19 protein-coding genes are annotated in these 14,383 nt (G+C 32.8%); 14 read left to right on the plus strand and 5 right to left on the minus strand.

The features are described 5' to 3' along the window. Window positions 1-45 precede the first annotated feature (45 nt). Window positions 46-702: a hypothetical protein gene (locus tag N4A31_02810; protein MCT4635163.1), complete on the minus strand. Its 657-nt coding sequence runs from the start codon at window positions 700-702 to the stop codon at window positions 46-48. A 331-nt stretch (window positions 703-1,033) separates the two neighbouring features. Here N4A31_02810 and N4A31_02815 point away from each other — a divergent pair, with 331 nt between their 5' ends. The 3 genes from N4A31_02815 to N4A31_02825 all read left to right on the plus strand — a co-directional run bounded on the left by N4A31_02815 (window position 1,034) and on the right by N4A31_02825 (window position 3,763). Beyond that, the gene (locus N4A31_02815; GenBank protein ID MCT4635164.1) at window positions 1,034-2,659 is read left to right on the plus strand and encodes a phage major capsid protein; all 1,626 of its coding nucleotides are present in this window, start codon (window positions 1,034-1,036) and stop codon (window positions 2,657-2,659) included. Between the two features lie 42 nt (window positions 2,660-2,701). After that, a complete protein-coding gene (locus N4A31_02820; GenBank protein MCT4635165.1) occupies window positions 2,702-2,992 on the plus strand; it encodes a hypothetical protein in 291 nt (96 codons plus the stop codon). Window positions 2,993-3,196: 204 nt separating this feature from the next. Further along, entirely contained in the window at window positions 3,197-3,763 is a 567-nt protein-coding gene (locus tag N4A31_02825) for a hypothetical protein (protein MCT4635166.1), read from the plus strand. A 50-nt stretch (window positions 3,764-3,813) separates the two neighbouring features. Here N4A31_02825 and N4A31_02830 read toward each other — a convergent pair whose 3' ends face one another. Next, entirely contained in the window at window positions 3,814-4,476 is a 663-nt protein-coding gene (locus N4A31_02830; GenBank protein ID MCT4635167.1) for an ankyrin repeat domain-containing protein, read from the minus strand. A 4-nt stretch (window positions 4,477-4,480) separates the two neighbouring features. Beyond that, window positions 4,481-4,774, minus strand: a complete 294-nt coding sequence (locus N4A31_02835) for an ankyrin repeat domain-containing protein (protein MCT4635168.1) — start codon at window positions 4,772-4,774, stop codon at window positions 4,481-4,483. A 106-nt stretch (window positions 4,775-4,880) separates the two neighbouring features. On the opposite strand from N4A31_02835, the gene N4A31_02840 reads away from it, so the two are divergent. From N4A31_02840 to N4A31_02890, 11 genes are all read left to right on the plus strand, one after another. Continuing rightward, entirely contained in the window at window positions 4,881-5,405 is a 525-nt protein-coding gene (locus tag N4A31_02840) for a head-tail connector protein (GenBank protein MCT4635169.1), read from the plus strand. Between the two features lies 1 nt (window position 5,406). Then, window positions 5,407-5,739 carry a phage head closure protein gene (locus N4A31_02845; GenBank protein MCT4635170.1) on the plus strand — a complete coding sequence of 111 codons (333 nt, stop codon included), beginning with the start codon at window positions 5,407-5,409 and terminating at the stop codon, window positions 5,737-5,739. Between the two features lie 293 nt (window positions 5,740-6,032). Continuing rightward, window positions 6,033-6,404 carry a hypothetical protein gene (locus N4A31_02850; GenBank protein ID MCT4635171.1) on the plus strand — a complete coding sequence of 124 codons (372 nt, stop codon included), beginning with the start codon at window positions 6,033-6,035 and terminating at the stop codon, window positions 6,402-6,404. A gap of 23 nt (window positions 6,405-6,427) precedes the next feature. After that, entirely contained in the window at window positions 6,428-6,832 is a 405-nt protein-coding gene (locus N4A31_02855) for a phage tail protein (protein ID MCT4635172.1), read from the plus strand. Window positions 6,833-6,907: 75 nt separating this feature from the next. Next, window positions 6,908-7,585, plus strand: a complete 678-nt coding sequence (locus tag N4A31_02860) for a hypothetical protein (GenBank protein ID MCT4635173.1) — start codon at window positions 6,908-6,910, stop codon at window positions 7,583-7,585. A gap of 84 nt (window positions 7,586-7,669) precedes the next feature. Further along, window positions 7,670-8,434 (plus strand): hypothetical protein, encoded by a 765-nt coding sequence (locus tag N4A31_02865; protein ID MCT4635174.1) that lies wholly within the window; start codon window positions 7,670-7,672, stop codon window positions 8,432-8,434. A gap of 91 nt (window positions 8,435-8,525) precedes the next feature. Further along, window positions 8,526-9,212 carry a hypothetical protein gene (locus N4A31_02870; protein MCT4635175.1) on the plus strand — a complete coding sequence of 229 codons (687 nt, stop codon included), beginning with the start codon at window positions 8,526-8,528 and terminating at the stop codon, window positions 9,210-9,212. Between the two features lie 49 nt (window positions 9,213-9,261). Then, a complete protein-coding gene (locus N4A31_02875; GenBank protein ID MCT4635176.1) occupies window positions 9,262-9,942 on the plus strand; it encodes a hypothetical protein in 681 nt (226 codons plus the stop codon). Between the two features lie 112 nt (window positions 9,943-10,054). Beyond that, window positions 10,055-10,489 (plus strand): prepilin peptidase, encoded by a 435-nt coding sequence (locus N4A31_02880; GenBank protein MCT4635177.1) that lies wholly within the window; start codon window positions 10,055-10,057, stop codon window positions 10,487-10,489. 68 nt (window positions 10,490-10,557) lie between these two features. After that, window positions 10,558-11,538, plus strand: coding sequence for an ankyrin repeat domain-containing protein (locus N4A31_02885; protein MCT4635178.1), 981 nt, complete (start codon window positions 10,558-10,560; stop codon window positions 11,536-11,538). Window positions 11,539-11,554: 16 nt separating this feature from the next. Beyond that, window positions 11,555-12,232 carry an ankyrin repeat domain-containing protein gene (locus N4A31_02890; GenBank protein MCT4635179.1) on the plus strand — a complete coding sequence of 226 codons (678 nt, stop codon included), beginning with the start codon at window positions 11,555-11,557 and terminating at the stop codon, window positions 12,230-12,232. A gap of 124 nt (window positions 12,233-12,356) precedes the next feature. On the opposite strand, the gene N4A31_02895 is transcribed toward N4A31_02890, so the two are convergent. Together N4A31_02895 and N4A31_02900 are read right to left on the minus strand one after the other, a co-directional pair. Beyond that, window positions 12,357-13,460, minus strand: coding sequence for a branched-chain amino acid transport system II carrier protein (locus N4A31_02895; GenBank protein ID MCT4635180.1), 1,104 nt, complete (start codon window positions 13,458-13,460; stop codon window positions 12,357-12,359). 62 nt (window positions 13,461-13,522) lie between these two features. Then, window positions 13,523-14,374 carry a hypothetical protein gene (locus N4A31_02900; protein ID MCT4635181.1) on the minus strand — a complete coding sequence of 284 codons (852 nt, stop codon included), beginning with the start codon at window positions 14,372-14,374 and terminating at the stop codon, window positions 13,523-13,525. Between the last annotated feature and the right edge of the window lie 9 nt (window positions 14,375-14,383).

A 14,383-nucleotide genomic window follows, 5' to 3' on the forward strand; every position in this document is an offset into this window, starting at 1 on the left:
TGCTGGTAAAAAAAAGCCCTAAATTATAATTTAAGGCTTATGATATTAAGAATTTTCTTCTTCTAATTCTTTTAGAGTGAATAAACTATGCTCACCTTGTAAAATATCTGCCTTGTCATCTAAGATGAATGCATTGTTTAAATCTTCTGAATCACTTTCTGAATCTGAAGTAGTGTCACCATCAGCAAAAGGATTTATTATCATTTCGTTGGGTCTTAATGGTGTTAAGCCATCTATTCTTGCATTGGGTATCTGATCTCTAACCGGAGTATCTGTTGTAATGATAGTAACAGCATCCAATATCTCTTGGTCTGTAATCTCTTCTGTAGTATCAGTTTCGCCCTCGCTCTCGCTATCAGTAAACACAAGTTGAGTTTGCTGAATGGGGGATTGAGCTTCATATTGAGGGGTCATTGCATTAGGGCCAATGGCTCCAGGACTGTGCGCTCCTCCATGTATAACAATTCCAGCAAGTGGTGCATTGCCATGCGCAGGTGTATGATATCCAAAAAGAAGATGATTTGTTGGTGTAATAGTTAAAGCTCCTCCAGGTTGCGTAGGCGGTGGAGTTTCAAATCCAGGTGCTGGCTGAGATTGCATGGGGGATGGATTTATAATAGGAGATAGATCACCTACAGAAAATGGAGATGTAGGAGGATGTGCTGAGTCAGCTAAGTCGTCAAATGATAATTTTCTTTTCATAGTAAATTTTGTCCAAATTAATAGTTAGTGTTTTTTGTTGTTTTCAAATTATTACGATAAGTTGACGTTATTAACTTTTTCGCAATTTATTACGTTACAAATAATTAATAACAATTAATAAATATATAGCAAGCAAAAAATAAACAAAAACTTAATTTTTTTTAATTAATAGGGTTTTTGTTACTCTTTAGGTTGCAAAAGTCATAATACAGTAACTAAAAGTAAATTATCATGGAGTAGTGTTAAGAAAGAATTAAAATAAAAATAAAGATGTAAATATAAAGACGTATATAAGTATGATTAACTCAAAAATAGGATGGTTAAATTAGTCATGAAGGATATAAATAGAAAAAATGTAACTATTGACAGTAGTTTATTAAATGAGGAAGAAGGAGTTATTAGCGGATATGCTAGTGTTTTTGGAGTGGTTGATCAACATAATGACCTAATTAATAATGGAGCCTTTAAGAAAATTGATCCACAAAAGGTAAAATTGCTTTGGCAGCATAATTTAGAAGAGCCCATAGGAATTGTGGAAGAAATTTATGAGGATGATTATGGGTTATATTTCAGGGCAAAGCTATTGCTGGATTTGCCTCAGGCCAAAACAGCTTATAATTTAGTTAAGTCTAAGGCTATTTCAGGAGTTAGCATTGGCTTTAAACCATTAAAATATCACTATAAACAAGATACAAGAATAATAGAAAACATTGATCTATGGGAAATAAGTCTGGTGACTTTTCCAGCTAACATGGATGCAAACATTTTAGAAGTAAAGAATCAACATAAAAAACTAGGAGATAATATGAAAACAAATAATCAACAGGCTTGGGAAGATTTTAAGTTAGTGAACGAAGAAATTTTAAAATCTACTGAGCAGAAGGGTTCAGCTGATCCTCTTCTTAATCAGCAATTATTGAAAATTAATGCATATTTAGATAATTATAAATCTAGATTAGATGATATTGAAACAAGCATGTCTAGACCATTTTCTGGAGGGGAATTATTCGTTCCTGGTAATGATCATGAACATAAAGCAGCTTTCAATAATTACTTAAGGTTTGGTAGTGAGCAGGGGCTAAATAGAATTGAGCAGAAGTCTTTGTCGAGTAGTTCTGATTCAGATGGTGGTTATTTAATAAGTAGACAAACTTCTAACGAAATTATTAGAGATTTAGAAGGTTTATCACCGATGCGTCAGTTAGCATCGAGTGAGATAATTTCAAGTGGATCTTTAGATATTATTGAGGATGTTGACCAAGCGCAGGCCGGGTGGACTACAGAAGTCTCTATGAGAGAAGAAACAGACACCCCAAAGATTCATAAAAGAAATATTCCAGTGTTTGAGCTTTATGCTCAGCCTGCAGCAACACAGAAATTAATAGATGATTCATCAATTGATATTGAAAATTGGCTTGCTGAGAAATTAGTTAATAGCTTTGATAAATTAGAAAGCGAGGCTTTTTTTCATGGAGATGGATCTAGCTGTCCTAGAGGTATTTTAACATATGGAGCTGATAAAATTGAGCAGAAAATCTCTAAATCAGAGCATAATTTTGGTTATGAATGTCTTTTAGATTTATTATTCTCGATGAAAGAAAATTATTGTCGTAATGCAAGTTTTTTAATGAATAGATCCACTATGTATATAGCCAGAACCATTAAGGATGATGTAACAGGTAAATATATATGGAATCCGTCTACAGAAGTTGGTGCTCCTGATAGTTTGTTTGGAGTTCCTGTGTATGAAGCAACAAATATGCCTATGGTAAATAAAGGTTCTTTGAGTATTGCGCTGGGTGACTTTAAATCAGGGTATAAAATTGTTGATCGTGCTGGAATTAGAATTCTTAGAGACCCTTATACTTATAAGCCATTCGTTAAGTTCTATGCTACTAAGAGGGTAGGTGGAGATGTAACTAATTTTGAGGCAATTAAGTTATTGAAAATATCTTAAGATTGTTAATATCAGTTATTTTTAATTATACAAGGAAAATATATGTTAAGAAAAGAAATTAATGAGTTAGAAATATTAAAGGCCCAAGTTCAGGAATTAGCCAAGGAGGTTTCAGAACTTAAATCTGAGAAGAATACTAAGTCTAATAAATCTGAGATGGTGAGTGATGATTTGGGTAGGGGGTTTGGTAAAGTGGTGGGTAGATCAATGGTGAAACAAGATTCCGTTAGCGATATGTTTTCTAATAAACAAATGTTTAATCAATTAGTTAAAGCGGTGTCTTATGCAATGAGGCCTGGTACCCAGGCTCCAAATTCTTTTGGTGATAAATAAATGCTAATTGACAAATATGACATGTCTTTAAATACTAATAGATATATAATGCAATGAATAATCCAAATGTTCCTTCTTCACATTGGAACTTGGTTTGGGAGATTGAAGCGTAAATCATTCTCCCTCTATTTTAATCTTGTTAATCACTTTTTAATGATTTTTATATAACATTGCTCTTGGAAACAACTTTGATATGGAAGAAGAATGAACTCTACAGAAGAATATGACAGTACTTTAAAGTCATTTAACGAATTGGTTAATAAAGAAAATCAATTTAATCAATTTGATCAGAGAAGATTGAAAGAGATTATTCAATCTGGACGTGTTAATGGTAGACTCAGTAAACTTTGTTCTTCTGTTTATGATCAAAAGCAAAAAAAGCAAGCAATTATAGATGCTATAAAAGAAATGTCTAAAGATCAACTAATGGAGATAGGTAAGTTTAAAAACTTACTTAAATCATTGCCTCCAGAATTTATTAAAGAGAAAAAGCAAGATTTAGTGAATATACAGAGTGAGCTTGGCAAGGAAATCAAAAGTAAAAAAAATACAGGAAAGAAATCTGGTATTATGGCGGACTCTTTTCAAAGAATGAAAAATATTCTTAAAATGGGTTATATACCAGAGGAACAAAAATCAACTAGAACTAGGTATATAGATAGACAAAAGGCTATTGGGGAAGCTATTAGAAGTTCTAGGGTGAAGCGTGTTATGAATGCAGCCCATGCTATTTATAACAAAGCAACAAAAAAAAGTGGCAGATCACTCTAAGCTCGTTATTATTCGTGATGTTAGCATTTAGGGGTGGGTGATGCCTTCAATTATTTTTGTCTGCCAGTTGTTTTTCTGCTATTTCTTTTGTTAGAATAGAAAAAATTTTTAGCTTTCTCTGACACACTGAAATTAAAGCTAATTTTCTTTCTCATGCTTTGTATAATAGATTTTATAGATTTTCTTACTTTTTTATTAGGCTCTTTCGGTGTAGGTTCCTTTTCTTTTTGTTGTGTTGCTAATTCTATTATGTCTAGTAATTCAAGTTCTTTGCTGCTGGGGTCTAACTCATCTTTGGTTTCAAAATAACCTCTGCGTCCTCCAGATTCTAGGATGCTTACAGTTGATTTGCCTTGTAAATCTTTACTGCTAGGGTCTGCTCCGCCAAGTACTAATTTATTTACAAATTCTTTATTAGGTGTTGAACGTATTACTTCTATGCGTAGATGCTCATCCAATTGATGGGCTGTGTTTTCGGCGATTTCTCCTCCTAAAGTTTTAGCCAATTGTAAAGGGGTTTTTCCCTGTTTGTTTTTTATTGTGGGATCAGGTTCTAGATCTAAGATGGCTTTAACAGAAGATTCATTGCCACTAAGTATAGCTAAATGGAGCAGGGTGTTCCCATCTTCATCTGGTTTGTTGATATCAAGCTCCTTTGTGAATATTAAGTTCCTGATCTGTAGTTCATTGCCTCCAATTAGTGCTTCATGCACTTTGTTATGGGGGGGGGGTTAGTTGGAAGGTTATATCTTCTGGCAAAATGAATCCACGTTTTTTTGCTAACTGTAAAGGTGTTTTGCCCTCCTTGTTTTGTATTTTAGGGTTTGGATTTAATTTTAATATGGTTCTGACGGTGTCTTCATTGCCGCTCAATACAGCATAATGGAGCAAGGTGTTTTCTTTTTCATCTTGTTGGTGAACATCAAGATTATAGAGGGAAATCATATTTCTGATTTTCATACCGTCTCCTCTAATCATTGTTTCAGACATAGATGATGGAAAAGTGACCATAGCTTATAACACCTTCTTTTTTACATTATAATTTAATATAGATCATACAACTATTAATAGCAAATACTCAATAAATAATTTAATAATCCAAAATAAAGAGAGAATTATGCAATCAAACCTAGAGAGGCTACAAGTCTCTAAGACAAATTTTATTACCCTAAAATTAGCAAAGCAATATCTGCGAGTTAATCATTCATATGATGATGAAATGATTGAAGAGATGTTGGATATTGCGTGTGTGGTAGCTGAGAATTATACCTCTAGAAAATTAAAGAGGACTACTTGGAAAATAACCATTCATGGAGATTTGCCAATTAGAGTTAAATTAATTCATGGGCCAATTAATAGAATAGATAGCTTTAAGCTTTATAAGAAAAATGGAGAGGTTAGTTATTTATCTAGTGATCATTATGTTTTAGGCAATAATGAGTTTAATATGAAACGTCATTTCATAATTGAGAAAGCTGAGATTACATATTCGGTAGGTTATGAAGTTGAGGATCTTCCGGCCCCTATAAAACAAGGAATGTTAGAACATTTAGCTAGGCTTTATGATATGAGAGGCAGTGATAAAACATTGCCAGTGGCAGCAAGAAATTTATATCAGCCATATAGAAGAGTGAGGTTTTAGGATGAGTAGTTTTACATCATGTTTAAGACAAATTATTGTTATTCAAGAGCCTATATTTAAAGACGATGGTCTAGGTGGAAGGGAAGAGTCTTGGACCTATTTTGAGACGCTAAATGCTGAAGCTAAAGCTTTATATAACCATAAATCTGGTGAGAGTTTTTCTTCCATGCAACTGATGGATAATTCGCTTTATCGTTTTAGAATTCGTTATAATCCTAAAATTACAAGAGATATGCGAATTATATATTCTGAAAAAACATTTAAGATAAAAAGAATCATCAATGAAGATGAAAAGAATGCGGTTACTGTGATTATTGGACAGGAAGTTATATAATTGGTAACTCATAGTTATATATGTGCATAAAAGGTAATATGTAAATTAATATAGCTTGGGGATTCATAATATTATTAACTATGATGATGTGGCTAATTATATTTTAGATAATGGAAATGTTGTAAAGTTTCATATGTTTGTTTATATCCTTATTTTATCTTTGGAGAAGATACTTCCTATTATGGTCTTTAGAAACTAATTCATTGTTTTTACTCTGATTATTTATTTTGTTCTTTTTAAATTCCTAGATCTCTGGGGATAACCTATTTTTTAATTATTTTGTAGGAAAAATTATGCTCTTATATCTACAACAATTTATATACCAAAAACTAGATATAGATTCCATTAAGAATCAAGTGAAGGGGATTTATTATCAGGTTCCTTATAATAGCTATTTTCCTTATATTTATATTGGTGAATTTAATAGCAAAAACAGGTCTGTGGTGAATCAAGAAATATTAGACGCTAACTTTAAGATAATTATATATCTGCGTGATAAAAGCCTAAAAAACATGTTAGAGATATCTAGGAATATTAAAGGGGTTCTTAATATTAATGGGGAAGATAAAGTTGTTCTTATGAGATGTTTAGAAGAAAAAATAAGTTTGCAAAATGATGGAGTTACACATCAAATTAATATGAAATTTAAGGCTGTTGTTGGTTAATTACAATATTAGAGAAAATAGATATGATATATAGTGGATCTTTGGTTTTGCTAAGCTTAAAGCAGGCAGATCAATGGCAGGCCGTTGGTGGTATGCGAAATTTAAAAATGGTGGTGAATAGCCAATTAATAGATTCTAGCAATAATAATTCTATTGCTTGGCGAGAATTGCTGAATGAGGCTGGGTTAAGATATGTGAGTATTAGCGGATCTGGAGCATTTACAGATAGCGCTGGAGAAATATATCTTCAAGAATTAGTTTTTACAGGCAAACTTGCTAAGTATAAATTTAAATTTGCCAATGGCAGTAGCTTAATTGGTAAGTTTATAATTAGTCATTATGAGAGGTTAGGAGAAGTGAATGAAGAAGAAAACTATGTGATTAATCTAGAAAGTTCAGGAGAGGTGTTGTTTGAAAAGAAAAGGTAATTATATTGACTGATGATTAATAGATCATATAATCTCCTTGGTTATGTCAATCTTATTAAGTCTTAGGTTATTATTATGAGTTTATTTGCAAATCTTCAACATCATTTAATTCAAAGAGCTATAGAAAGGGGAGATATGCATGAAGAAGTGGATACTATTGGGCGTCTTCAATCCGTTAGAGAGTTGTTAGAATTTGAGGCGACTAGATTTATAAGAGATAATGAGGTTACAGAAAGATTTGTAGAAGTAAATTATAGTGTAAATTTTATTCCTCTGTCGGCACAAGGCTCATATGATCCAGTTGGTGAAGCACAGTTTTTAGACTTGATTATTAGTATGAGCAATGCCAGAGCTTTGGCTTATGCAAATATTATGAGAGACGTATCTCTAAGCCAATCTGCAGACACATCACGGGGCTATCTTGGAAGAATTGAGGTTAATGCTCTTGAATATAGGCTAAATATCAATGTAAATTCAATTAGGGAAGGTGAATTTATTTCATCTACAGATCATTATGGGCAAGTATATTTAAATCATGTATCCACAGCAGAAATTCAAGAAATTATGAATATGCTGGCTCCTAGCTCTATAGTGCCTGGTCGTGAAACTCCAGCTTTTTTAGAAATTGCTGTTACAAGGACTGAGACCTATGTGCCAGAAGTTGTTGAGTATAACACAACAACTCAAAGTTATGTGACTCCTATTCCAATTCGTGTTGGAGTTATTCCTGACTATGATTATGTTAGTAGTTAATTATTTGTAAATAATCTTTTACTGAATAATCTAAAAATCTGTGCTAGACTATACTTTAATAGATGAATAATTAAGGGAGAGACTATGGCTGATGATACTTCAGGAATAATTGATATAGATGCAAAAAGCTTAACAGAATTAACCGAAGAGATGCGTAAAATATGCGCTGTTAAAGGTGAAGAAGAGAAAGAGTTGATTGAAGAGCTGACGAAGAAGATACATAGCAAATATAAAACTGATATTAATAAATCTGTTGAGAAAAAAAGGGAAAAAAAGCAAGAGCCTGTAAAAAAAGATGATAAGGAAAAAAAAGAAGAAAAAGAACAAGATTTAGGATTCTTTAAAGGGGTGGCTAAAAAATTTATAAAAAAAGTTCTTTCTCCAAAAACTCAAGAAGAGAAAGCTGCTGAAAAAGCAAAGCTTAAGGAAGAAAGACAGATAGCTGAGATGGAAAATAGAATTGCCATTGCAGCTAATCGTTTAAGAAGCAACCAAGGCGTGGATAGCAAACAGAATGATTTAAATATTATGAAGGATATGGTTGAGGTGGTAGAGATTGCTGCAGATGCTAAGGTTCCTCCTAAAGTAGCAGAAGAAGCCAGGCAGGCGATAGGTAAGGTTTCCTTAGTTACAGGTGGAAGTGAAAATACTGTGAAACAAGAGGCATATCGAGAAGAAAGAGAATCTGCTAAAACAGGAGTGTCCAGTTTTATGAGACAGAAGTTTCAAAATAAAACAACAGCGGTGGAATTTGGTCCTCCTGTTACCCCCGGACAGAAAGAAATAGAAGATAAAAATTATGAGAAAGGCGCTGAAGCTTTGGCGAATAAAAAGAGAAGGGAAGGTTAGTAAATATCACGCTGGACTTTACAATTTATTTATCAATAACTTGTAAAGTGAAGAAGATAAGTAATGTATGTGATGGAAACTGGAATAATTGATGGTTCATACTATAGAGGAATTAAAGTCTCAAAACATAAAATATATTCTTTCAATTGGTAAGAGACAGCCGATGCATATTGGCCATAAGGCAAGTTTGGAAAGGATTCTTGCTTTAAAGAATATGCAATTGGTTTACGTGATGGGGTCTTGTAATTTAAAAGGAGATCCACTATTTGATCCATTGGTAAACCCACTAACAATAGAACAGCAAATAAAACAATTTAAGGCTGTTTTTCCTGAAAAAGAAGCGATATTTATAGCAATTCCAGATGTTCCAGAGATGGGTAAGTGGGGTGATGTTATGATTGAATCTCTTGCAGAGTACAATATTTTTCCTAATGAATGTGCCATTCATTTTATTGGTAAAGATGAAGATAGGCTAGAGAAAGATTTACAATTTACTATGACTAATGGTAAAGATGTTTTTTTAAGAAAGGGACAGTGGCTAATTGAAGCTTTAGCATTTTGGGGATTTACTTTTTGGTTCGATAAAGAAACTGAAACTGATTTAAGTATATCAGCAAGAAACTTAAGAAAACTAGATCTCAATGGTAATACAGATCTATTTGCTGCGCCCAAGTATTTAAAGGAATTGGCTTTGAAAGCCAGAGAGGGAAATCCTGAAATTAAAAGAGAACCACTTACATTATATGACTTAAGTTTACAAAGAATTAAAGGGGATTAGAGTTTTTATAACTAATTTTAGATTGTTCAAAATATAAGGAGTAAATATTATGAGTAAAGATTTTTTAAAAGTAACCACAGTTTTATTTAGCTTACCTTTTTTATCATTTAGTATGACAGCGGATGCTAGTAATGAGCAAGAGAAATCGAAAGAAATTTCTAGCCAGGACGGTACAACTTCTGTAGTTAAATCAAAGGAAAAGGAAATAGAAAAAGAGTTAGGAAGTAGAGCAGAGTTTGAGAAAGAAAAATCTATGGAGTTGTCTACTCAGTATAATGGAAAATCTGTTGATCTTGCAAAGGAAATGGAAGTAGAGAAAGAGTTAGGAAGTGGGGCAGAGTTCGAGAAAGAAAGATCTATGGAATTATCTACTCAGTATAATGGAAAATCTGTTGATCTTACAGAGGAAATGGAAATAGAGAAAGATCTAGAGGCTGGAGCGGGAGTATCTAAGGAGAAGAGTGCCTATGTTACTGATAATGATGGGAATTACAAAAGTTTAGAATCTTCAAAAGGTTCTGATGGGAATAGTGTAACTATAACATCTGGGAATGATAAAGTTTCAAAAAGTATAACTAAAGACGATCAAGGACAAGTTAGTTTAACTGTAAATAAAGTAACACAAGCTGGTGGGCAAATAACTATAGATTCTGCTTCAAATGAGGTTAGTGTGGTAACTGGAACTGGTCGTAGTGCTCCTACAATGCGCCGTAAAAGGGCTATGTGGTAAGATGAATGGTTTAAGTCTTATAACTAGATTGCAATTATATATCATTATTTATTAGCCTAAAGATTTTAGGTGAGATATACTTAAAAGTTGAGATAAGAATAAAGGAATAAAAATGTTTTATGTGCTAGCAGGATTTTATGGGCTAATGATAGGGAATTATCTAACATCAGCTTATTTTAGAATCCCTAGGTTTATTCCTATTAATGGAATAAATAGTCAAATGGGGAAGGCTCCTCATTGCTCAGTATGTAATCATAAGCTTGAATTTTATGAGTATTTTCCAATACTAAATTGGTTTAGTACTTGGTTTAAGTGTAATTATTGTAAGGCTCCTATTGATCCTATCTATATAATTCTAGAGATTAGCATGACGGCGATAGGGGCGCTGCTATTTAAGTTTTTAGGCCTAACTCCAAAATATGTCATGGCTGTTTTATTAGCCGGAACTTTGCTACTAAACTTTAGTTTACTTGCTAGATATCAAAAATTATATCCTAAATCTGTATTCTCTCTATTGGTAACTGGAAGTATTTTTCTATTTATATAATATGTATTGATTTTATTTAATAATTAGCTATGTTGTTTTGTTTGTTAAACAGCATAAATTATATAATTATGAGTAAGCGACAATATTACAGTTTTTTAAGGTTCTCCGCTAAGATTATTTTAGGTGATTCTAGTGATACAAGTGAAACAGAAATTGACTCTGTTGATAGCGCAGATGAAATCACGGAAGAGGAACTTGCATTAATGAATGAGATATTTAATCAAGTGTCTCTTTATATTCGTGAAGATAACTGGCAAGCGGCCATGCATTTAATATCCCAACATGACTATGGTGTTAATATATTAGACGATGTTGGAAATGCTCCTCTTCATGTTGCTATAATGAATGGTCGTGTTGATGCTGTTAGAGATTTATTGAGTCTTAATGCTGATGCTAATTTAACTAATTTAGATGGAGAAACTTCTCTGCATATGGCAGCTTATAATGGAAGAGTTGATCTTGTAAGGATGTTATTAGATCGAGGAGCAGATTTAAATCTCTTAGATGATAATGAAAACAATGCTTTACATTACGCCACAATGAATTATAACTCCTTTGGAGCAGAAGCAACGGTAGAATTTTTGTTATCAAGGGGGATGAATCCTGATATTAGAAATAACCAAGGAAACACTGCTTTGTATTATGCTGCTGATTCTGGAGATGTTACAGTTATAAAATCCTTATTGAGATTAATGGCTGATGTGAATATTCAAAACGATGATGGAAATACTCCATTACATATAGCAGCAATGAATGGTAACATAGATGCTGTTATACTGCTTGTGAGATATGGAGTGAGTTTTGTTGCAAATAATGCAGGGGATAGTGCTGCAGATCTTGCTGCCACTGACGAAATAAGAGATTTTATATATCAAGCCTTGGTTGATGATTTAAGAATGACAGGCGATGCTCTGATGTCATTAATCTATGAAGATTGTATTATTTCAATGAGTTATGATAATGCTACTGATGATGATTTAATTACAGGGGAGCAGAATTTTGATTATACTGGTAATATGTTAGATATGTCTTTGGAAGGATGTTATTAAGAATTGGAGATTAAATATGAAAGAATTACGAGAAGCTGTAGATGGTTATAACAAAAGGAAAGATGAAGCTAACCTTGGAGCTAAAATTTTTCTTTTACTACATAACATTGAGACAGTTTCCTCTAGTGAAGCTGTTGCTTTTATCAACAACGAACTTCCTCGTGAGACTCTGCAAAATCCAGAATATCTAGATATAATTATAAAATATGCGATAATTAGAGGTGATGCTAATATTTTTCAAGCTCTGGTTGATAGAGGTCTTGATATTAATTTTATAGATAGTGATGGAAATAGTGTTATGGATAGAGCTATTGCTTCTGGACATGGTGAAATCATAAATATACTTATAAATGCACTTGAAGAATCTATTTGGAATATAGATATTGAAAATTTACCAATTGTTATGCCTGCTGAAGTTGTTATGGATCAAGAATCTCCCTATAATTTATTAGCGAATCAAGTTTCTGAGCATCTTCAACAGAATATCACCTTTGGGGGAGTAGATTTAACTCCAATAAATCAGGAGGGGTTGCTTTTTTCTGGAGATTTTTTAGAGATGGTTATGGTTGAGTTGGCAAATGAGCTGACAGATCTTAATGGAATGAGGATTACCTCCTTAGTTGGACTATCAGATGAAACTGTTCATCTTTTAAATCAATTACTTGTTATGAAGTTGGATGGATCATATAACTGAGAATGCTATTGAAGTGGAATTTAGTAGCCAGGTCAACGCTACTTCTGAAGGTGAGATAAGTAGCTACCTTCTATAGAAGGATTGAATATAATTGGTGGTTGTGAAGATGCTTCAATATAATAAATTACTTAGGGCTATCTTCTAAGTGTTCTGGCTCATTGATGTTCTTTAAATGGATGATGATATTATACACTGTGAGGATAATTAATATTGGATAGATACAGTTTAATATTGGTCCTAATAAACTCATTAATCGAGCAAAGTCAAGCATACATACTCCGTATGAAATAGATAAACTAACTCCTAAAATTCTTTTGTATTGAAGTTTTGGAAAATAGTGGTGGATAAAGTCTGTCCAGATGGTTATAGCAGCTATGGCAGTGCTTATGCAGGCTAGGAATATGAAAATTGCAAATAGAAGTGAGAATCCAGTTCCTAAAGACCCTTTGATAATGCTAGGCAGGATTTGTTCTGGGGATACATTCTCCAGTAATTCACTGTGAGACAAACCTAGATAAATAAACATTGAATATACAGCGGTTAGCAATGTGGCACTAATAATACTTGATTTAATGCCATTTTTTAGAATATTTTTTTTATCACTACTAATAGCCGTTAGATAAGCCATTGCTATGCTAGTGAAATAAATTGCTCCTGGGAGATCATAAGTTAAATATCCTTCAAGCAAACCATTAAAAAATGCCTCACTACGGCTAAAATCTAAGTTGATGCTGTCCGTGCCAAATTCTAAATAAGATTGGCCAATGACTATACTTAAGAATATTATCATGGCTGGAGTGATAAAATTTCCAATTATTTTAATAACTCTCTTTTTATCTTGGGAGAGATAAAATACAGCAATGCAAGATATTAAATAAAATATATGAGGGCTTAGTTCTGGCCAAATATTTCTTACTCCTCCAAAAGCAACAATCAAGCTTCGTGGAACAACTCCAAACGGACCTTCAATGGCTATTAAAATGGTTTGAAGAGTCATGCTACCTAAAAGACCTAGAGGAGAGAAGAATTTTTTGATATTCCCTTGAACAAGAACAGATGCTAGCAAACCAAGCATGGTAACTAAAACTGCAGTTATGCAGAAACCAATAAAGGCAGGCAACCAGCTATCTGGCCATTTTTGCATTATATATAATGGAAGAACCATATTTCCAGCGCCAAAAAACATGGCAAATACTGCGAAGCCTACGGTTAATGTGTTTTTATTCATTTATCTATGTCTTTTAGATTAAATAAGAATGCTAAGAATTATAACTTATTAATACTTGCTTGTCATGCGTTTATTTGGAGGGGATAATCTTCTGATATACCTAACATATGATCTTTATAGGAAATGAGATATTCTTCTTCAAAAGGAATATATGAGTTATTAGCGGGGGTTAGGTTTTTAAAGAGGTGTATTAAAGTTTGTGGATCATATTCTTTAGATGGAATATTATCATTGTTTTTAGGGTTTATTATATAATCAAGAACTATTTTTTGATTATTACCTAAGATTCTATATATGGCTTCCGCAGAGACGTAGTTAAAATTAAAATCTTTAATGGCAGATTTTTTAACCAAAGATGCAGAAGGTTTTGCTATGGCATCTGGTATGGTTTTATAAACAAGATTGGTGTAATTAACAAAGATTGATCCTTTATTATAGCTTTCAACAGCAATATTAGCTGACATAACTCCTAAAAATTCACATCCAGGACCTCTTATTACAAAAGGACATGATTCTTCCGTTAGGATGCTCTTGCAAAGAATTTTGATAGGGTCTTTTATAGCAGTTTTGAATGTGGTGCCATTAATAAATGTAACATCGGTTGTGGAGTCTACAACGCTTGCCGCTGTAAGAGTGACTGTAAGATCTTCAAATTCATTGGTTTTATAATTGCTTCCAAACATATAATACTGCATTAGAGGAATACTAATGTCTATATGTTTAAGAATATTATTTGTGGTTTTAGAGCCAAAAAAATAATTCAATAAATAGATGCCCCCATCCATGGTGAGTTTATGAAGCATGAGTGGTGTTTGGGATGTTATGATGCCGCTATATAGTAATTTAAGCCCTGTTTGAAAAACTATGTTATAGAGAAAAGATTTATATGATATTGTTTTATGGAAATCCACCATATTTGATAA

It is taken from the genome of Rickettsiales bacterium (genome assembly GCA_025210695.1).
In the GTDB taxonomy this organism is placed as follows: domain Bacteria; phylum Pseudomonadota; class Alphaproteobacteria; order Rickettsiales; family CANDYO01; genus CANDYO01.